Genomic DNA, 18,471 nt, shown 5'->3' on the forward strand with positions numbered 1-18,471 from the left:
ACAAAGCTCTTTATTGAAGAAAAACATCGATAGCCTCATCATTTTTAGAGATAATGAGAAGGTCACAGATTAAATCCAGGCATGAAAATTAGAGGGAAAAATGAGTCATAAAATCACTTTTGAAAAAGCAACAATTGCCTATAAAGAAATTATTTTTTCATGGTTGGCGGGGCCTCATGTGCAGGAATTTTGGGATAATACTCAGGAGCACAAAGATGACATCTTAAACTTTATGGGTGGTCGCCTTGAACCATCAAATTACTATGATGGTAAATACGTTTACTGGATTGGGCTAGCTTTTGGTCAGCCATATGCAATGCTCATGACGATTCAAGAAACGATTCAAGATGATATTGGTGAACTTAAACACTCGCATTTATCTAAAACAGGTAATACTTACAGTTTAGACTACATGATTGGCAACACAGCGTATATCGGCAAAGGATATGGCACTAAAACCTTAATTGAATTTGTTAATTTTTTTAGAGATCAGTTTGATAAAAAAGCAGATACATTTTTAATTGACCCAGCAAGCGATAACCATAGGGCTAAACGAGTATACGAGAAAGCTGGTTTTAAGCATATTGCGGATTTTGCTATGGGTGGTGATTGTAGGGACGCAGGCAAACCACATCATTTGTTAATCAAGAAATTTGCACCTGCTGTAACCCTCCAACCTGGTGGCATTAGTGATTATCCAATGATCCAAAATATGGCCAGATTTTACGTATATGACTTGTCTAAAGAATGCGGACATATTTCAGATGATTGGTGCTTACCAGCAGATGGTTTATTTGAAAGTTTTGATTTTAAAAATTACTTTGAAGAGAGCTCACGAAAAGCATATCTAGTAAAAGTCTACGATGATGTGGCTGGATTTATTCTTCTCAACCAAGCTGTAACGTGCAAGGATTCAGACTGGAACGTAGGAGAGTTCTTTATACTTGGCAGATACCAAGGACAGGGGGTCGGTAGAATTGCTGCAGAAAAAGCTTGGCAGTTGAATCCAGGAAAGTGGGAAGTATCTGTGATACCTGAAAATATTTCAGCGCTTAAATTTTGGGAAAATACCATTGCAAAATTTACTGATAATATTTTTGCAAAGCAAACGAAATTAATCGATTTCGACAAAGACCAAAAAAAGCAAATCATTTATACATTCACAAGCAATAAGGCAAGAGGTAGCATACCTATTTTATAGGTGAAGCAGTAGATTCTACAGATTTTGAAATTTATAATGAAAGAGCAAAAAACTGTGGAAACATAATTTTAGATATTGATAGGGGTATACAGAAGTGAATATAGAATATGTAAAAAACCCAGCTGCCTGCGATGTTGATTTTATTACAAAACAAATCAACCAAGAAACATCTAAATACGGGGAAGCTTATCCTTTTGCTTTTTTCATGAGAGATAATGATTCTAACATCATAGCAGGTGCCAATGGTTTTGTTATTTATGGCGCAATATACACCGACCAACTTTGGGTTAGTAAAGACTATAGAGGCCAAGGATTTGCTCGAAGAATAATGGATAAAGTGCATGAATTTGGCAAGCTAGAAGGATGCAAAATTGCCTCTGTACAAACAATGAGCTTTCAAAACGCGCAATCTTTTTATAAAAAGTTAGGTTATGTGCAGGATTTTAAGCGAGCTGGATATGTAAATGGTAGCAATTGTATTTTTATGAGGAAAGCATTGTGATCAACACTCATGATCCAATCACGTTATAAAGAGAATCCTACTACACCTACGTAATATTCTTCTCCCTATTTATTAATAGTCTAAACTCTCTACTTAGTTATATGGTTGCGGATCTCTACATTTTTTTTCTGGTGTCCAACCACACACCCCTTCTGTCGCATCAGTTGTCGCGCCACAGCAAACTCCTGATACCTTTTTGCGTTTGTCATTCTTAACATGCCCGCAATCACTTGAAAGACCGAGATTGAACGGCGTATCTGGTAGATTAAGACAGGGATTCCCAACTCCGTAAGATTTGACCCATGGACAGGATATGACCACAACAAACACCAAATATTTGAGAGGTGTTCTTGTTAATAATTTAATCATCTTTTTGTCTCCCTTATAATCTGCCCCCTGAGGGTATAGGATAGGGTCCGTCCCCACCCACAGCTCTGGGTGCTGTCGATTAAAACGCCGGCGTCAAGTTTAGGGGGGGAGGCGATTTCTGATTCTTTGATATATCTGAATCTATCCCCAGCTCTTTTTAACGCCTGCCTGATATCAACCTGTTAACTCTTAAAAGCTTCATCGGTGTACCAATCTCTTGTCAAGAGAGTGACAAATACCCGTTTCAAGAAGACGGGTCTTTTGACACGGCTACCGGGCAAATGGGAGCTCTCTGTGTTCATCACCAATCGTCTGTCTCCCCTTTTATGGGGGGCATTTTATATGGGGCAGTCCCAAAATCAACTTTTGAGAAGCTGTCTAAAATCGTCAAGGGAGGTGATGACCTGATCACATTTTTTTTTCTTGAGCTCTGATGGCATGTGTTGGTTTAGGATCAATTGTCTAAATTCCTCTGGCCATGTGGTCAAGGGATGGGGGTTTGGACCAGAGCCCTCGTCTTTCAGGTCGACAAACCAAATTTGATCAAACAGATTTTGCCATCCTGCTTCAAATACCAACGGCACTTCAACCAGCAGATGTTTTTCATTTTGTTTTTCTTCTAACCATCGTTCTAATTTTTCCTGTATCAAAGGATGCAAAATATGCTCAATTTTGATCAAAATCGCCTCTGTTTTGATCAAATTCAGGGGTATTTTACCGTTTTTTGTGTCTTCTTTTTTGAGCCCCAACACCTGCTCTATCAACTTAACCACAGATTTATCCCCAGACCGGATTTGTCGGGCAATATCATCACTGTTAAATGTTTGAAAACCCTTATTTTTTGCCAAATTTAACAGGGTGGTCTTACCACTCCCCGGGGGGCCTGTTAAGCAAATTTTTTGATTTTTATCCACAGTTTCACCGCGTCAGCAGTTTCTTTAACACATCATCCAGTTGGTCCATATTCGAAAAGGTAATGGAAATCTGCCCCTCATCCCCTTGAGCTTCAATCTCCACCGGCATTCCGAGAACCGCTTCAACCCCTTGGCGAATATCCTCAAGTTCTGGATAGAGGGGGACGCTCGGCCCTTTTCTTTTCTGAGGTTTTTGTATCTGGGGCTGTGAGGCAGCCTTTGAGGTAGACGCGCCCCCTTTAACGACCAATTTTTCAAGCTGACGCACATTCAACTTCTTCTGAATCACATCATCAATCAGGTGCAGGGCCCGTTCTTCAGACAAACCAATGAGGCACCGCGCGTGTCCCGCTGAAATTTCACCGTTCTGGAGGATGCTACGCACACTGGGAGATAGGCTCAGCAAGCGCAACGTATTAGCGATGTGACTCCGGCTCTTACCCACCGTTTCCGAGATTTGCTCTTGGGTCAGCTGATGCTGCTCCATAATTTTTTGATAGCCCTCAGCCTCTTCAATCGGTGACAAGCCTTCCCGCTGAATGTTTTCAATAATCGCAATAAGGTGCGCCTCTTGATCCGTGACGGTTTTGATAATCGCCGGCACATACTCCATTTGCGCCCGCAGCGCCGCACGCCATCGCCGTTCTCCGGCGATAATGGCATACTCCCCTTGTTGCGTACTTGGCGCCACCAGAATGGGTTGAAGCATCCCATTGGTACGGATGGATTCTGCTAATTTCTCAATTTCGCTGTCATCGAAATGTTGCCGTGGCTGCCAGGGGCCCGGGCGAATATGTTTGGCTGCAAGCATCTCAAAGCCAGCCATTGTCTGACGGCTGGTCCCTTGCATGTCTGGCTGGCCCTCCATATATCCTTCTCGATCGTTGATATCCCCAATGAGGGCCGAGAGACCGCGACCAAGCTTTGACTTATTGGTCATGATGTATGTGTCCTTTCTTGTCGTATAATTTCAGCGGCTAATCTGATGTATGCTTGAGCGCCTGCGCTTTTCATATCATATATCAATGCCGGTTTTCCGTGTGAAGGCGCCTCAGAAAGCTTCACATTCCGCGGAATAACCGTTTGATATACCAGTGATCCCATGGTTTGCCTCACATCATGAACCACTGCTTTGTTCAGCGCATTTCGCCCATCATACATGGTCAGGACAATGCCTTGAACCTTCAGGCTCTTGTTGTAATGTTGTTGAACCAGTCTAACTGTTTGCAATAGCTGTGACAGCCCCTCTAAGGCAAAATATTCGCACTGCAACGGGATGATAACACTTTGACTTGCGACCAAGGCATTAATGGTCAGAAGCCCTAAAGCTGGCGGGCAATCAATAATAATATAATCGTAATTCAATTCATTCAGACGTCTTTTTAACACTGAGTCACGGTTTTTGGTTTGGGAAAACTCTATCTCAAACCCTGCTAAATCATTGGAAGCTGTCACAATACTGAGATTGGGAATCAGCGTCTGGCGACACAGTGTTTTAAGAGGTAGTTGATCTGTTAAAAGTTCATAGACGCTTGGATATCTTTTTTTGGAATCAAACCCAAGACTGGTGCTTGAGTTTCCCTGGGGATCGAAATCAATGAGTAATGTCTTCTTACGCGTTGCGGCTAATGCTGTACACAAGTTAACGGTTGTTGTCGTTTTACCCACCCCACCTTTTTGATTGGCAATACTAATGATTTTTTTCATTTTTTTTGCTCTTAGCTACAACATTTTTGACAATTAGAATGACACCCCTGTCATCCGTTATACTTTGATGGAATTCTGTTGTAAAGGACCAACATCTCTGAGCGTCTTCAATTTCTTTTTTAACAGACTCCCCTTTTAACAAAATGTATGTGGTGTGCTTACCCCTCAGGTCTTTTGTCAGTGTCAATATTTTATCAAGACTGGCGAATGCGCGACAGGTTATTTGATCAAAACTCATCCCTTGAATATTTTCAACGCGATCATGAATGATCTTCACTTCTGTACTTGTTTCACGTGAAACAACTTTTAAAAAATTCACTTTTTTTGTAACGGAATCAACAAGAGTAAGTTTGGTATTACCAAGCATTGCTAATACCAAACCAGGGAAACCTGCCCCCGCTCCTATATCGATCAACGACTTGGTAGGATCTATATATTTTTGAAGTTGGGCAGAATCTTTAAAATGTCTTTCGACAACATGATCAAGTGTAGAACGACCCACCAAATTATAATGAGCTGCGTGTTGCTTTAAGAGAGAGTGATAGGTGTTGAGTTTTGATATTGTTTCACGTGAAACATCCAAGAAAGAAAACAGACCCTCATTGCTCATTCTTAAGAATTCATAGAATTAAAAAAGTCCTCATTCGTCTTGGTTTGGCGCAGTTTGTCCGTTAAAAATTCCATACCTTCAACCGGCCCCATAGGCGATAGGACACGCCTTAGAACCCACATTTTTTGCAAGGTGGCTTTATCAATCAGCAGTTCTTCTTTACGGGTGCCCGATTTAGAGATGTCAATTGCTGGGAATATACGCTTATCAGCCAACTTTCGATCCAAAATCAGCTCAGCATTACCTGTTCCCTTAAATTCTTCAAAGATCACCTCATCCATACGCGACCCTGTGTCAATCAGAGCTGTCGCAAGAATGGTCAAAGAACCACCGTTTTCAATGTTACGCGCCGCACCAAAGAAGCGCTTAGGGCGTTGCAATGCATTGGCATCCACACCCCCTGTCAAAACCTTACCAGATGAGGGAATAACCGTGTTGTACGCCCGCGCCAACCGGGTAATATTATCCAACAAGATAACCACATCCTTCTTTTGCTCCACCAGACGCTTCGCTTTTTCAATCACCATTTCTGCAACTTGCACATGGCGTGAAGGTGGCTCATCAAAAGTTGAACTGACAATCTCTCCCTTGACAGCACGCGCCATGTCCGTCACCTCTTCCGGACGCTCATCAATCAACAAAACAATCAAATAAACATCAGGTTGGTTTTTAACGATGGCATGGGCCAATGTTTGCAGCATGACGGTTTTACCAGACCGAGGCGGTGCAACAATCAACGCTCTTTGCCCCTTACCAAGGGGAGCAACCAAATCAATCACCCGGGACGTTAAGTTTTCAACTGGATCGTCAAGATCTAAAACAAGCTTATCTTCAGGATAAAGAGGTGTTAAATTATCAAAATTAACGCGATGTTTGGCTTTTTCTGGGGGCTCAAAGTTAACCTTGGTAACTTTAGCCAAGGCAAAATAACGCTCTCCCTCCTTGGGCGCACGAATGGGTCCCTCAACAACGTCCCCTGTGCGCAAATTAAATCGGCGAATCTGGCTAGGAGACACATACAAATCGTCTGGTCCTGGGTAGTAGTTGGCGTCTGGCGATCTTAAAAAACCAAAGCCATCCGACAAAACCTCAACCACACCATCGGCAACGATCGGGTTGTCTTGCTCTGCTAGCTTTTTTAAAAAGTAAAAAATAAGATCTTGTTTTTTAAGGGTACTAGCGCTCTCAACGCCTCTTTCTTCACAAAGCTTGACCAACTCTTCGGGGGATTTTTGCTTTAAATCTCGTAATTGCATTCAATAACTCACATCAAAAGGGTTTTAACACGACCAAAAAAAAATAATAATAAAGAGTATTGGAGGGATTTCGTTTATTAACCTAAAGAATTTATCAGTATACGTGTTTTGATTAAGAATAAATCTTTTTCTACAATAGGAAAGAAACCCATGATACGCAAGCAAAAAAAACACCAAAACTAATTTAACATAAGACCAGTATCCTGAGCCGAGACCAACACCTGGAATCAACCACAGCAAAACACCAAAAAACAAAGATAAAAAAATCATGGGGTTGATAATGATTTTCAACAAACGCTTTTCCATCACTTGAAGGGTTAGATCAAGATCACTCCCCGGCTTAGCTTTGGTATGATAGACATACAATCGCGGCAGATAAAACATACCCGCCATCCAAAAAGTCACAAATATGAGGTGAAGGGCTTTAATGGTTAAATAGTATTCCGATAAAAAATCAATCATATCAACGACTTAAACAACAAACTTTGGGAGACACCAACTGTCTGGGACACTTCATCTGTAAGCATGGATAAACATCCTGATTCAAAAGTTTGGGTGATTTCCTTCTCCCGGACCAAAAGCGCTAATCCTTGGATGAACAAAGGATCATCTTGCGGGGTTGCAACCCGGTGATAACTATGAGCGCCGCTCTCAATAGCAAGAATATCAAGCTCAACCAGGGTTTCAGAATGTTCCGAGACAAAAGCCAGTGGCACAATCACCAGATCTTTTCCTTGTTTACCAGCACGGGTAATCTCATGATCGGTATAAGGATCTAACCATTTCAAGGGGCCAACGCGACTTTGATAGGTCACCAGATAATCGGGCTCTTTAGGAAGTTTTTCTTGAATGGCCCGCGCTGTTTCAAGAATTTGTTTTTGATAAGGATCACCTTGGGCAATTATTTTTTCTGGAAGACCATGTGCCGAAAACAAAACGCGACAATTTGATAAATCACTAACCAGTCTTAGCTGAGCTTGAATGGCCGCCACATAAAACGAAATGAGACCATCAAGGGTTGGATAAGATTTGATAACACGCGTTTGCCATGAATCTTGAGAAGCCCATTTTTGAACATCTGCCCATTCATGGAGGGATGATAAGCTCGTGGTCGTTGAGTACTGAGGATAAAGGGGCAATAAAATGACTTCTTCAGGTTGATAAGCGCGGACTTGTTCCAGGACTTCTTCTGCCCGTGGATGCCAATAGCGCATCACAGAAAAAACTTTGTAATTCAGCCCTAACTGTTTCTCAAGAGCCACAGCTTGTGCGGTCGTTTGTTGAACAATTGGCGATCTCCCCCGCCCATTTCACGATAAATACCTTGAGCTGTGGGTGTGCGTCGCCATGAGATCAATTTGGCAACCAGAAAACGTAAGATTCGAGGGAGTTGGATAATGTAAGGATCGTTGAACAGGTTAAACAAAAACGGACGAACAACTTTCAGGTCGGTGGGACCACCAAGGTTAAAGAGAACAACTGCTCGTTTTGTCATCACGTTCCTTTTCGAAGGGTATCAACCAATGCATGAATGGCTTCCACGGAAATCAAGGGGTCAAGGCCATGGCTTAGGTTAGCGATATATCGTTGCTTTGAGAATAAACCTACCAACGGTGGGACTTCACGCTCAATAGCTTCTCGACCTGCCAAAAGGATAGCAGGATCAATACCACCCTGAAAGCATATTTTATGACCATATTTTTGAATCAATGCTCCAAAATCAACTTGATGATCCAAACTTAATCCCTCAAATAAACCAGATTCCACATAAGCATCGTAATAGCTGCTGGCACCTCGCGGAAAAATAATCAGCGGGACATGAGGATGCTTTTTCTTAACAGCTGCTGCGATATCAAGGGCTGGTTGAATCACATACTTCCATGTCAGTTTTTCCGGTAAGATTCCTGCCCAACTTTCAAAAAGTTGAATCACATCAACACCTGCTTCAATTTGAAACGATAAATAGTCAATCGTTGCTTGAACCAAAACCTCAATAAGAGAATCAAATTTTTCTGGATGGCTATAAATAAACGCCCGGATGGGATTGTGGGTTTTACTTTTCTGACCCTCAACCATTTAACATGCAACGGTGAGAGGTCCCCCGGCAAATCCAATAAGCGTTTTATCCTGTGAAAGTTTTGAACGAATTGATGCAATAGAATCCGCAATGGGACTTAGATTTTTTAAAAACTCATCCGGCTGATAAGAAAGGGAAGTGGTTACAAACGCCGTATCTGATAAAGGCCCTATTCCGGTTTTAAAGTCAATTTTTTGACCGAGGGCTTTGGGAACAGTTAGAATATCAGAAAACAAAATAGCGGCATCCATATCAAAGCGTTGTACGGGTTGCAAAGTTGCTTCAACAGTAAATTTGGGATTAAAACACATATCCCAAAACGAGGATGTCTGCGCGCGTAAAGCCCGATACTCAGGCAATGTCCGACCAGCTTGTCTCATAAGCCAAACCGGAGCACACGAGTTGTTAACCCTTTTATTTAATAATAAGTCTTTAATAATCATTTGGTAGTAGAATAGCGCTTAATAGCGTTTATAAAAGGATTTAATTGATATTTTTTAATTTTATCCACAGATTGATCCTCAGGTACTAATGGCTGTAGGAAAAGATTAAAACAACCTTGACCGACCCCTTGGGATAAAAAATATCCCCCTTTATTTTTTGGGGATACAGCTGTGGATGTTTTTAAGCGAGCGGGAACAACATTTGAGGATATTTTAAAAAGACATCTTATCCACATATCATACCTGATCTTTCTCTTTTACTTTCCAGCGATCATGAAGCCATAACCATTGTGCAGGATTTTCTCGAATCCACGACTCTATGTGCCCATTAACATCACGCATGATTTTCTTTTCATCTTCATATTTATTGGCATGAAGGGGAGGGTGATAGCGAATAATAAACGTATCATCATATTGACGAATCACTTGAACCGGTAAAAGGAGAAAATCCAGTTTTTGGGCCATCCGGGCCAGCGATGTGGTGGTTTTAGCAGGGCGGTTAAAAAATGGAATAAAAACCCCATCAGAATCATAAACATCAAACAAAGCCCCAATAAACCCACCGCCTTTAAGAGTTTTGATCAAGGTTTTTCGTCCTTGACTGGTCCGTGGAATCATGGTGACTTTTTGTGCCCGTCGCGTACGGTTAATCAACCATTCAGCAACCGGGTTGCGCTGCTTACGAGCGATCAAACGAATGGGAATGTTGTGGCGTAAAACATCTGCATAGCATAGCTCCCAATTTCCCAAGTGGGCTGAAAAAAAGATAACCCCTTTTTGGGTATTGAGTGCTTGTTGAAGATTTTTGGAGTTTTCAATTTTAAATCTATTTTGTTGGTTGATAAGAGAAGAAACTGAGCCAAATTCAGCAGCAATTTTACCCAGGTGTTCCCAGCAATTTTTAATCAAAAGCTTCTTTTTACCTTCAGAGAGATCGGGATAACATAAGGATAGATTACGCTGTGCTTTCTGTGTAACGGGTAGGTAAGGGCCCAACAAACGAGCCAGAGAAGAAAGGAAAGAACTTCTTAGAGAGAGGGGAAAGCAAACAAGTAAGTAATATAAGATCAACAAAAAGGGGGCCTGAAGATAACTAAAAAAAAGCTTGCGGGTTATACGCATGGGAGGCCTCATCGTTGAAGGGCAGGCAAGGTGCCTGTGAGTGTTTTTACTAAATCATCAGGAAGGAGAACATCAAGATGGGCAACATAAATCTGTGATAGTAGATCCTCTGGAATTTTAACAGCATCTTTGGCTGTGCAGACCAACGTTAACTTGTTTTTTTGTACTTCTGCAACTATTGATTTTAAAGTCTGAATATCCAACACGGCATGATCTGCAAAGGATGTTTTTTGGCAAATAACGAGTCCTATTTTCTCTAGGCTTTGATAGAACTGGTCTGGATTTCCCAAACCACAGAAAGCCCAAATATTTTTTGAGGGGACTGGCGTTTTAAAATAAACCCTTTTTTCCAGTTGGAAAACGGGAACAGGATTCGGTATGTTCAGATTCTTTTTCAAAGTAGATGTGGGTTCAAAGGTTAAAATTATATCAGCTTTACTGCATGCCCCCTCAACAGGTTCTCGTAAGGGGCCAGCTGGAAAAAGTTTTTGGTTTCCCAATGATGAGACCGAATGAATCACCAACAGGTGAAGAGATTTTTGAATGGTTGGATTTTGGTAGCCATCATCCATAATCAATAGGCTTGCTTTGGTTTTTTCAGCTTCTTGAAGAGCTTTGACCCGATTTTTACCAACGATGGTTGGAAAATGTTCTGCTAGCAACAAGGGTTCATCGCCTACCTCTTGAGCGCTGTGTGTATGTATATTAACTTGAAATGGTACGTGGGTGGATTGACCGCGATAGCCTTTTGAAATCAAACATACCTTTTGTCCTCTTTCTTCAGCCCAGCGTGCCAGAGCTAGCGTTATGGGTGTTTTTCCAGACCCACCTAAAGTGATGTTTCCAACACACCAGACGGGGGTCTTACAAACCCAAGGTGTGACCACCTTTGATCGTAGCCAGGTAAAAAAAAGATAAACCTGTGATATAGGCCATAGCATCATTGCCAACAAACCTGGTGATCGATGCCAAAAAGGAGGGGATTTCATCTTCACTCGTGATGTTTTTTATTATCCAACAACGTTACCATGCGTTCAACTAAAGCAGTGGATTTTTTTACTTCTTGATCTAAAATTTTATCCGATTCTTTGAAAAAACCATCACTTTTGGGTGATTGATAGATGGTTTCTTTTACATGATTGATGATGTCATCTTCAGTGTGAACAATTTTAAGGGCTGGCGTATTTTTAAACGGATCGTACAGCGATTGATTAGCATAATGATAAGGCCCAACGAGAAGCTGACAATGATTGCTGAAAGCTTCAATGGGATTGTGACCCCCTTTGTCAATCAAGGATCCTCCTAAAAAGGCAAGGGGCACTAAAGAATAAAAAAGATTGAGACTTCCATATTGATCCATAATAAGGACATTTGATTGGACCTGATGAGGTTCAGAGTATGTTTGATAGGTTAAATGATATTTAAGGCATAGATCTTTGATTTCCTCAGCCCGATGAGGATGGCGGGGTGCAAGAATGAGAAGAGTGTCGGGATTTACTTTTAAGAGGTTTAGATGAACTTTGAGTAATACCTCTTCTTCACTTGGATGGGTGCAAGATCCCAGCCAGATAATATCTGACTGTAGGCGTTTTTTAAACAGAGATTTCTGCTGAGTTGAAGGAGGACTTAGACCTTGCAAAAATTTAATATTTCCATCGTATTCAACATGATTAATCCCCATTTCTTTATAAGCTTGTTCATCTCGTGCAGATTGGGCATAAATCATAGAAAAACAACTCAGCATATGCTTGAAAACAGAAGAGAGAATTTTCCACCTTTTTGTTGAACGCTCAGAGAGTTTTCCATTAATTAAAAATGCTGGAATATTTCTTTTCTTAACTTCAGTTAAAAATCCTGGCCATAAATCAGATTCAGTCCAAATCACGGACCTAGGGTTCCAATGATCCAGAAATTTTTTCTGTAACTTAGGGATGTCAAAGGGTAAAAACTGGTGGGTTCCATACAGTTTTGCAAAAGATGAAATGCCTTTAAAGGAGCGTTGTGAAGAGGAGGTGATGACCAGATTGAGAGACGTCTTTTCCTTAATGTATCTTAGAAGAGGCTCAAGGGTTTTGAGCTCTCCCAAGCTTGCGCCATGAACCCAAATACACGACCCTTGTGGCCGTTGGGGAAGTGTATAGACCAAGCGCTGATCAACGGCTTCTTGGTTATAAAAAAAAGGCGCTAGAAGGCGGAAGAGGGGATGCAGACCTCTCATTAGAAAGATGTAAACGGTTAGTATACCCATTGGTCTGCTTGAGTAGTTAGATGATCAAGGCTTTGCTTTAAAGCTGTGTTTGTTTGGTCAAAATCTTCTTTAGATTTGGGGGGAGAAATTGGCTCTCCAATCAGAAGACATCCTCGATTAAAAGGCCGCGCTAAAACAAAATGATCCCAGCTTTTTAAGACCTTTTTGCGTTTACAACTATAACTGACTGGAACAATGGGTTTTTGTGACATAAAAGCACTTTGGATAACGCCAAGGGCAATGCTGTAGCGCGGACCTCTTGGTCCATCAGGTGTAAAGCCAACAATGGCATTGTTCTGTAGTAATTTTAGAATCTCTCTCAAAGCTTTTGTCCCCGATTTTTTGGTTGATCCCGCCACGGTATCCACCCCAAAATATTTCATTGTTTTGCTGATGATTTTACCATCTTTATGGGCTGAAATCAGCATATGTAAAGGTTGTGGAATTTTTGAAATCTCGGGAGCAATCATCAACAATCGCCCATGCCAAAAGCATAAAATAAATCCCTTTTTTTCATCGATAAGCTTTTGTGTTTGGGGATGTATTTTGATGGCCCACTTGCTGGTGATCCAAACAAACCGAATATATAACGCCACTATAAAGGCAATCGTTCCTTGGACCCACTCTTTTTTTAAAAGATTTTTCATGATTGGGAATTAAACTGAAGAGCACATAAATTTTGATAAAGTCCCTTTGTGGCTATCAGCTGTTTATGGGGTCCTTTTTGAACCAAGCGCCCTTGATCAAACACAAGAATTTGATCTGCACCTTTAACGGTCGAAAGACGATGTGCAATGGTGAGAGTTGTTCGATTTTCTGTTAAATTCGCCAGGGCGTTTTGAATAATCTTTTCAGAACTTGAATCTAAAGATGACGTTGCTTCATCAAGCAACAAAATAGGGGCATTTTTTAAGAAAGCACGGGCAATGGAAATACGTTGTTTTTGCCCACCCGATAGTTTCAGGCCCCGTTCACCAATTTGCGTTTCCAACCCTTGGGGTAAATTTTTGATGAATTCATCACAAGCTGATTTTTGAATGGCTTGTTGAATTTTTTGATCAGTAGCTTCTGGGCTACCATAGCAGATGTTTTCTCGAATACTGCCGTGAAACAAGACGACGTCTTGACTGACCAGAGCAATGTTGTGACGCAGACTTTCAATGGTAACATCAGTGATGGATTGCCCATCAATTTGGATGTCCCCCTGCTGAGGATCATAAAACCGCAGCAATAAATTAAACAAAGTTGATTTGCCAGCGCCACTTGGACCGACAAGCGCAACATGTTTTTTCGCCGGAATCGTGAAAGAAAGGTTTGTTAGAGTGGGCTGGTCATCGTAAGAAAAGCTGACATTCTCAAATTTTATTTCGCCTGCTGGCAGATAAAGTTCTGTTGCTCCTGGCTTATTTTGAATGGCTTTCTGATGATCAAGGATAGAAAATACATCTTTAGCTGCAGTAAGACCCTCTTGAAGATTGGTGTGAAGGTTTGCCAGTTTTTTCATTGGTTCATAGGTCATCAGCAGAGCGGCAATAAAGGAAAAAAAGGCACCTGCAGTGTTGTATCCTTTAATGACTTGCCAGCCACCATATCCAATAATAATCACAATGGCTAACCCCCCAAGGGTTTCCATGATCGGGGAAACGCTGGCTTTGGCTCGACCAGATTTGATTGCGTACTGCTTCAGGGTATCGATATATGTTTTTGCTCGGTGTTCTTCCGTTGATTCCATGTTGTAGGATTTAACGATTTTGATTCCTTGAAAAACTTGGGTCAGGTAAGAAACCCAATCGCCCGTTTCACTTTGGGTGCTGCCAGAAATTTTCCGCATTTTCCGCCCTGTTTTTGAAAGGGGAATGATGGAAAAAGGTAGAACGATGAGTGCCACGCTGGCTAATTTATAATCTTGATAAAACATCAATCCAACAAGGACAAAAAGAGTTAAGGAGTCTTTTCCTAAACTGGTAATAATTTGGGCAATTAAATTCCGGATCATGGTGATGTGGTAGGTACTAAAAGAGATCAATCTTCCTGTTTTATTTTGTGAAAAAAAGGCAATATCGGCGCGGGCGATTTTTTCAAAAATTTTATTTTGTAAATCAGCAATAATGGATTGACCAATGTCATTGAGCAAGATGCCTTGTCCATAGCTTGATAAACCTTTGATGATAAAGGTAATTAAGACCCCTGCAGAGAGCCACTGAAGCATATTAAGATCTTCATTCTTAAAAACATCATCCACGACAGGTTCGAGAAATTTAACAACAGCACCCGTTGTTATCGAGTAAACAACCATAAAAGCAAAAGCGAGGATGATTTTATATCGATAGGGAGAAATATACTCATGCCATAACCGAAGGATGAGATGGAGGTTTTTATTTGAATCTGTCATGATTTAAAAATATCTTAGATTGCCAGACGTTTGTAAAGGGTCTCTGGGTTAATCTGTCTTTTCTTGTGTAAGACTTTCGGCGACATATGTTCCCCACATCTTTTCAAGGTCATAGTGACTACGCGTTTCGGCGGTAAATAAATGAACAATGTGATCCCCTGCATCTAGGATAACCCAATCGGAACTTCTTTCGCCTTCCATGTGATTTAGAGATTTTTGTTCTTTTAGTTCTTGACTGAGGTAATTCGCTGTTGATTGAATATGTCGTAAACTTGTACCTGTGCCAATAATCAATGCATCTGCGATGGATGATTTGTCCTTAAGGTCAATGACAACAATGTCTGTGATTTTTTTTTCTTCAAGGAATGAAGAAATCCCTTTAGTAGAGGAGAGATTGAGAGAAGGTGTATGATCTATTGATGACATGATATGAGATAAAAATAAAAATATGTTAATCGAGGAACTTTGTATTTATCCAAAAGACTATGCTATTTATATGGTTTGTAACAGCTTATATTAAAAAAATACAGTTAAGAATATGACACAAAATATTTTATCACAAGAATTTAAAAACTTTATTCGGGCCAGATTGGTTGAATTGGCTGCGTTATCGGTGTTTTTCTTTGCCATTGCCTTACTGACAAGTCTTATAAGTTATAGTCCTATGGATGACTCCTTAAACACTGTTGGCGGGACTTCTCCCCAAAATATTTTGGGATATTGGGGCTCCTATGTGGCTGATTTTTTGTTTCAGTTTCTGGGGCTATCCGTTTTCCTGATGCCTTTCTTTTTGGCTTTTTGGAGTGTGCAAATTTTTCTCCACAGACCCCCTACTTTTCTTTTTTTGAGGGTTTTGACATTAATTTTTGCTTTGATCTTAATGAGCACCTATTCACAGCAATGGTTTATGGATCAACTGAATTTTGGCTTAATCAGCAATAGGGGAGCAATTGGGCTACTGCTTTACGATCAAGGAACAAGCCTGCTTCAACATTGGGCATTATCTGATCTAACCTTCTACATTGTCGTATCCATTCTGTTATTCATTTCATTTTCCTTTTTACTGAATTTGACGTTGACAAAATGGGTTTGGATCTTGGCCAAGGTTGGTCAATCGATGGTGTTTATTTTTTTATCTCTGATTGGTATGCTCACCAAACGTAAAGAGACGAATGTGCTTGTTTCAGACTTTGCGCAACCTAAGGTTAAAGCGCGCATTAAAAGTTCCCCGAAATCTGCAAAAAGTACGCCGGCTGTCCCTCATTCTCCCATTCAGTATAAAACGGATTCAAGCTATCAATTTCCGCCCTTTGATTTATTGGCAGTGGCTGAGGCATCTAAAATGCCTAAAATGACACCCCAACAACTCCGAGAAAGCGGGGTCATGTTGGCTGGCGTTCTTGATGAATTTGGTGTGAAAGGAGACATGGATGAAATTAGCCCAGGACCAGTTGTAACTCTCTATCAACTTCGACCAGCACCAGGTACAAAATCGGCGCGGGTCATTGGGTTGGCTGATGATATTGCCCGCTCTATGAGTGCTGTTTCAGCGCGGATTGCTGTTATCCCCGGCTACAACGCCATCGGCATTGAGTTGCCCAATGAAAAGCGCCAAATGGTTTATTTTCGGGAAATGCTTGTTTCTAAATCCTATCAAAACAATACCCTGCGCCTTCCTTTGGCATTGGGTAAGAATATCGGCGGGGAACCCGTTGTTGCTGACTTAGCAAAAATGCCGCATTTGCTTGTGGCGGGAACCACGGGGTCTGGGAAGTCAGTTGCCATTAATACCATGATCTTATCGCTGCTATTCTGTAAAACGCCCGAGCAATGCCGATTTATCATGATTGATCCAAAAATGTTGGAGCTCTCTGTCTATGATGGGATCCCCCACTTATTAACACCTGTTGTGACTGATCCACATAAAGCCATTTTATCGCTAAAATGGGTGGTGCGGGAGATGGAGTCACGCTATCAAAATATGGCAAAATTAGGCGTACGTAACTTGGATGGATATAATCAACGTATTCAACAAGCCCAACAAACCGACGAAGTCTTGACACGTAAAGTGCAAACTGGATTTGATCCGCAAACCGGTCAGGCGATTTTTGAAGAACAGGAGCTCAAGTTAGAAGAGCTCCCACAAATTGTGGTAATTGTTGATGAGATGGCAGATCTGATGTTGGTGGCGGGTAAGGAAATTGAATCAGCTGTGCAAAGGTTGGCTCAAATGGCGCGGGCGGCGGGCATTCATTTGATTATGGCGACCCAACGTCCCTCCGTTGATGTGATTACAGGAACCATTAAAGCAAACTTTCCAACGCGGATCAGCTTTCAGGTGACATCAAAAATTGATAGCCGTACTATTTTGGGAGAGCAAGGGGCAGAACAATTATTGGGTCAGGGAGATATGCTGTATATGGAACCTGGCGGCCAAGTGAGGCGGGTGCACGGTCCGTTTGTTTCAGACCAAGAAGTAGAACGTGTTGTTCAGTATTTAAAATCGCAAGGTAACCCCAACTATGTAGATGACATCGGAAAAGAAATTGAGGGCATGGGCGTTGATGGAGGGGGGCTTGATGATCAGGATGGAGATCCGCTTTATCGCCAAGCGCTTGAACTGGTGTTGTCTGAACGTAAAGCCTCTACCAGTTTTATTCAGCGGCATCTCAAAATTGGCTATAACCGTGCTGCAACGATTATAGAACAAATGGAACAAGCCGGCGTTGTGAGTGCGGCGAATCATGTGGGTAAGCGCGAAATCCTCATTGAAAAATAGTGAGTATGTGCATATTGTCATGACAACTAATGAGTGTTAAATGATGCTTTTTCTTCAAAAAAACCTCTATATTTCTTTTGTTATCGCCCTACTGGCGTTGTCAAACTGTTCTAAAATTGAGCGTGAAAACTTTGTGATCAGTCAATCTCTGATTGATTCGCTTTCAAGTGTGACTTTGGTTGAAGTCTCAGGATTTGAAGAACCTAGATTTTATAGAGGGGATCAAGCAGGGTTGCTCGATTGTTTTGTGAATGGGGTTTTTGGTGCTGAGTTGAGAGAGTCTATTAAATATATTGCAGTTAAGAAGTTTATTCAAAATTCCTTCTATCAAAAGTTTGCTGCAGCACTGAAAAAAGCAGGCTTTACAGTTTTGACATCTAAGCCGATTGATCGCGAAAGTCTGAAAGCACCCAAAAATGAGACTGCTGAAGGTGCCCCGTATGATTTTTCACCTTTATCCAAGCAATACAAGTCTGATTATTTGATGGTGTTAGATCCCCTTGAATTTGGTATTCGACGTGAATATTATAGTTTTATTCCAACAAGCAGCCCATATGGACACACGTTTTTGAGGGTGTATCTTGTAGATTTAAAAACCAATATATTAGAAGGCTATTTTGCAACGCGTTATAATGTTGCCACATCTGACAAATGGGATGATCAAGGTGCACGGTATGAAGAAGTGACCAATGCAGCTGAGAAATCAGTTAAGGAGGCAATTAATGCCGCTTATGGCTTTTTCTTCGATAATTTTTTCCATCAAATGCATCTTAAAGTGAAGGCTGGTGAAATTGAAGCACCACAATAGGATGTTATCTAAGGTCCCAATATTAAAAATTAATTATCTAAGA

At 41.2% G+C, this 18,471-nt stretch carries 21 protein-coding genes; 4 read left to right on the forward strand and 17 right to left on the reverse strand.

All coding sequences use genetic code 11. From position 1 onward, the window contains the following. Positions 1 to 100 precede the first annotated feature (100 nt). Together C0582_05500 and C0582_05505 are read left to right on the forward strand one after the other, a co-directional pair. Entirely contained in the window at positions 101 to 1,201 is a 1,101-nt protein-coding gene (locus C0582_05500) for a hypothetical protein (GenBank protein PLX29331.1), read from the forward strand. 94 nt (positions 1,202 to 1,295) lie between these two features. Next, entirely contained in the window at positions 1,296 to 1,703 is a 408-nt protein-coding gene (locus tag C0582_05505) for a GNAT family N-acetyltransferase (protein ID PLX29332.1), read from the forward strand. A gap of 728 nt (positions 1,704 to 2,431) precedes the next feature. On the opposite strand, the gene coaE is transcribed toward C0582_05505, so the two are convergent. The 17 genes from coaE to rsfS are packed head-to-tail and all read right to left on the reverse strand — an operon-like array spanning position 2,432 to position 15,267. Next, the gene (gene coaE, locus C0582_05510) at positions 2,432 to 2,986 is read right to left on the reverse strand and encodes a dephospho-CoA kinase (GenBank protein PLX29333.1); all 555 of its coding nucleotides are present in this window, start codon (positions 2,984 to 2,986) and stop codon (positions 2,432 to 2,434) included. A gap of 4 nt (positions 2,987 to 2,990) precedes the next feature. Continuing rightward, entirely contained in the window at positions 2,991 to 3,926 is a 936-nt protein-coding gene (locus C0582_05515) for a chromosome partitioning protein ParB (GenBank protein ID PLX29334.1), read from the reverse strand. Continuing rightward, positions 3,923 to 4,693 carry a chromosome partitioning protein ParA gene (locus C0582_05520; protein ID PLX29335.1) on the reverse strand — a complete coding sequence of 257 codons (771 nt, stop codon included), beginning with the start codon at positions 4,691 to 4,693 and terminating at the stop codon, positions 3,923 to 3,925. Before C0582_05520 ends, C0582_05515 begins: the two co-directional genes overlap by 4 nt. Beyond that, the gene (gene rsmG, locus C0582_05525; protein PLX29336.1) at positions 4,677 to 5,303 is read right to left on the reverse strand and encodes a 16S rRNA (guanine(527)-N(7))-methyltransferase RsmG; all 627 of its coding nucleotides are present in this window, start codon (positions 5,301 to 5,303) and stop codon (positions 4,677 to 4,679) included. Before rsmG ends, C0582_05520 begins: the two co-directional genes overlap by 17 nt. Before the next feature lie 2 nt (positions 5,304 to 5,305). Further along, complete coding sequence (gene rho / locus C0582_05530) at positions 5,306 to 6,559, reverse strand: transcription termination factor Rho (protein PLX29337.1); 1,254 nt, start codon at positions 6,557 to 6,559, stop codon at positions 5,306 to 5,308. A 24-nt stretch (positions 6,560 to 6,583) separates the two neighbouring features. Beyond that, complete coding sequence (locus C0582_05535; GenBank protein ID PLX29338.1) at positions 6,584 to 7,021, reverse strand: TIGR00701 family protein; 438 nt, start codon at positions 7,019 to 7,021, stop codon at positions 6,584 to 6,586. Next, complete coding sequence (gene hemH / locus C0582_05540) at positions 7,018 to 7,848, reverse strand: ferrochelatase (GenBank protein PLX29339.1); 831 nt, start codon at positions 7,846 to 7,848, stop codon at positions 7,018 to 7,020. Before hemH ends, C0582_05535 begins: the two co-directional genes overlap by 4 nt. After that, positions 7,800 to 8,054: a hypothetical protein gene (locus C0582_05545; protein PLX29340.1), complete on the reverse strand. Its 255-nt coding sequence runs from the start codon at positions 8,052 to 8,054 to the stop codon at positions 7,800 to 7,802. Before C0582_05545 ends, hemH begins: the two co-directional genes overlap by 49 nt. Beyond that, entirely contained in the window at positions 8,054 to 8,635 is a 582-nt protein-coding gene (locus C0582_05550; GenBank protein ID PLX29341.1) for a hypothetical protein, read from the reverse strand. Before C0582_05550 ends, C0582_05545 begins: the two co-directional genes overlap by 1 nt. Next, positions 8,636 to 9,079 (reverse strand): hypothetical protein, encoded by a 444-nt coding sequence (locus tag C0582_05555; protein PLX29342.1) that lies wholly within the window; start codon positions 9,077 to 9,079, stop codon positions 8,636 to 8,638. It lies immediately after the preceding gene. Continuing rightward, entirely contained in the window at positions 9,076 to 9,315 is a 240-nt protein-coding gene (locus C0582_05560) for a hypothetical protein (protein ID PLX29343.1), read from the reverse strand. The genes C0582_05555 and C0582_05560 overlap by 4 nt, the downstream gene beginning before the upstream one ends. Before the next feature lies 1 nt (position 9,316). Continuing rightward, entirely contained in the window at positions 9,317 to 10,213 is an 897-nt protein-coding gene (locus C0582_05565; protein PLX29344.1) for a hypothetical protein, read from the reverse strand. Next, the gene (gene lpxK / locus C0582_05570; GenBank protein PLX29345.1) at positions 10,210 to 11,190 is read right to left on the reverse strand and encodes a tetraacyldisaccharide 4'-kinase; all 981 of its coding nucleotides are present in this window, start codon (positions 11,188 to 11,190) and stop codon (positions 10,210 to 10,212) included. Before lpxK ends, C0582_05565 begins: the two co-directional genes overlap by 4 nt. A gap of 2 nt (positions 11,191 to 11,192) precedes the next feature. Next, complete coding sequence (locus tag C0582_05575; GenBank protein ID PLX29346.1) at positions 11,193 to 12,449, reverse strand: hypothetical protein; 1,257 nt, start codon at positions 12,447 to 12,449, stop codon at positions 11,193 to 11,195. After that, positions 12,437 to 13,096 carry a hypothetical protein gene (locus tag C0582_05580; protein ID PLX29347.1) on the reverse strand — a complete coding sequence of 220 codons (660 nt, stop codon included), beginning with the start codon at positions 13,094 to 13,096 and terminating at the stop codon, positions 12,437 to 12,439. The genes C0582_05575 and C0582_05580 overlap by 13 nt, the downstream gene beginning before the upstream one ends. Beyond that, the gene (locus C0582_05585; GenBank protein PLX29348.1) at positions 13,093 to 14,841 is read right to left on the reverse strand and encodes an ABC transporter permease; all 1,749 of its coding nucleotides are present in this window, start codon (positions 14,839 to 14,841) and stop codon (positions 13,093 to 13,095) included. The genes C0582_05580 and C0582_05585 overlap by 4 nt, the downstream gene beginning before the upstream one ends. A 48-nt stretch (positions 14,842 to 14,889) precedes the next feature. After that, complete coding sequence (gene rsfS, locus C0582_05590) at positions 14,890 to 15,267, reverse strand: ribosome silencing factor (protein PLX29349.1); 378 nt, start codon at positions 15,265 to 15,267, stop codon at positions 14,890 to 14,892. Between the two features lie 112 nt (positions 15,268 to 15,379). Here rsfS and C0582_05595 point away from each other — a divergent pair, with 112 nt between their 5' ends. Both C0582_05595 and C0582_05600 read left to right on the forward strand, forming a co-directional pair. Continuing rightward, the gene (locus tag C0582_05595; protein ID PLX29350.1) at positions 15,380 to 17,620 is read left to right on the forward strand and encodes a cell division protein FtsK; all 2,241 of its coding nucleotides are present in this window, start codon (positions 15,380 to 15,382) and stop codon (positions 17,618 to 17,620) included. Between the two features lie 43 nt (positions 17,621 to 17,663). Then, a complete protein-coding gene (locus tag C0582_05600) occupies positions 17,664 to 18,428 on the forward strand; it encodes a hypothetical protein (GenBank protein ID PLX29351.1) in 765 nt (254 codons plus the stop codon). Positions 18,429 to 18,471: the final 43 nt, after the last annotated feature.

Source organism: Alphaproteobacteria bacterium (assembly GCA_002869105.1).
Lineage (GTDB): Bacteria > Pseudomonadota > Alphaproteobacteria > UBA7879 > UBA7879 > UBA7879.

Excerpts from the sequence above, each read along its gene's own strand:
- C0582_05500 (PLX29331.1), top strand. The coding sequence starts at position 101 with ATGAGTCATAAAATCACTTTTGAAAAAGCAACAATTGCCTATAAAGAA.
- C0582_05515 (PLX29334.1), bottom strand. The coding sequence starts at position 3,926 with ATGACCAATAAGTCAAAGCTTGGTCGCGGTCTCTCGGCCCTCATTGGG.
- C0582_05520 (PLX29335.1), bottom strand. The coding sequence starts at position 4,693 with ATGAAAAAAATCATTAGTATTGCCAATCAAAAAGGTGGGGTGGGTAAA.
- rsmG (PLX29336.1), bottom strand. The coding sequence starts at position 5,303 with ATGAGCAATGAGGGTCTGTTTTCTTTCTTGGATGTTTCACGTGAAACA.
- rho (PLX29337.1), bottom strand. The coding sequence starts at position 6,559 with ATGCAATTACGAGATTTAAAGCAAAAATCCCCCGAAGAGTTGGTCAAG.
- C0582_05535 (PLX29338.1), bottom strand. The coding sequence starts at position 7,021 with ATGATTGATTTTTTATCGGAATACTATTTAACCATTAAAGCCCTTCAC.
- C0582_05545 (PLX29340.1), bottom strand. The coding sequence starts at position 8,054 with ATGACAAAACGAGCAGTTGTTCTCTTTAACCTTGGTGGTCCCACCGAC.
- C0582_05550 (PLX29341.1), bottom strand. The coding sequence starts at position 8,635 with ATGGTTGAGGGTCAGAAAAGTAAAACCCACAATCCCATCCGGGCGTTT.
- C0582_05555 (PLX29342.1), bottom strand. The coding sequence starts at position 9,079 with ATGATTATTAAAGACTTATTATTAAATAAAAGGGTTAACAACTCGTGT.
- C0582_05560 (PLX29343.1), bottom strand. The coding sequence starts at position 9,315 with ATGTGGATAAGATGTCTTTTTAAAATATCCTCAAATGTTGTTCCCGCT.
- C0582_05565 (PLX29344.1), bottom strand. The coding sequence starts at position 10,213 with ATGAGGCCTCCCATGCGTATAACCCGCAAGCTTTTTTTTAGTTATCTT.
- lpxK (PLX29345.1), bottom strand. The coding sequence starts at position 11,190 with ATGAAATCCCCTCCTTTTTGGCATCGATCACCAGGTTTGTTGGCAATG.
- C0582_05575 (PLX29346.1), bottom strand. The coding sequence starts at position 12,449 with ATGGGTATACTAACCGTTTACATCTTTCTAATGAGAGGTCTGCATCCC.
- C0582_05580 (PLX29347.1), bottom strand. The coding sequence starts at position 13,096 with ATGAAAAATCTTTTAAAAAAAGAGTGGGTCCAAGGAACGATTGCCTTT.
- C0582_05585 (PLX29348.1), bottom strand. The coding sequence starts at position 14,841 with ATGACAGATTCAAATAAAAACCTCCATCTCATCCTTCGGTTATGGCAT.
- rsfS (PLX29349.1), bottom strand. The coding sequence starts at position 15,267 with ATGTCATCAATAGATCATACACCTTCTCTCAATCTCTCCTCTACTAAA.
- C0582_05595 (PLX29350.1), top strand. The coding sequence starts at position 15,380 with ATGACACAAAATATTTTATCACAAGAATTTAAAAACTTTATTCGGGCC.
- C0582_05600 (PLX29351.1), top strand. The coding sequence starts at position 17,664 with ATGCTTTTTCTTCAAAAAAACCTCTATATTTCTTTTGTTATCGCCCTA.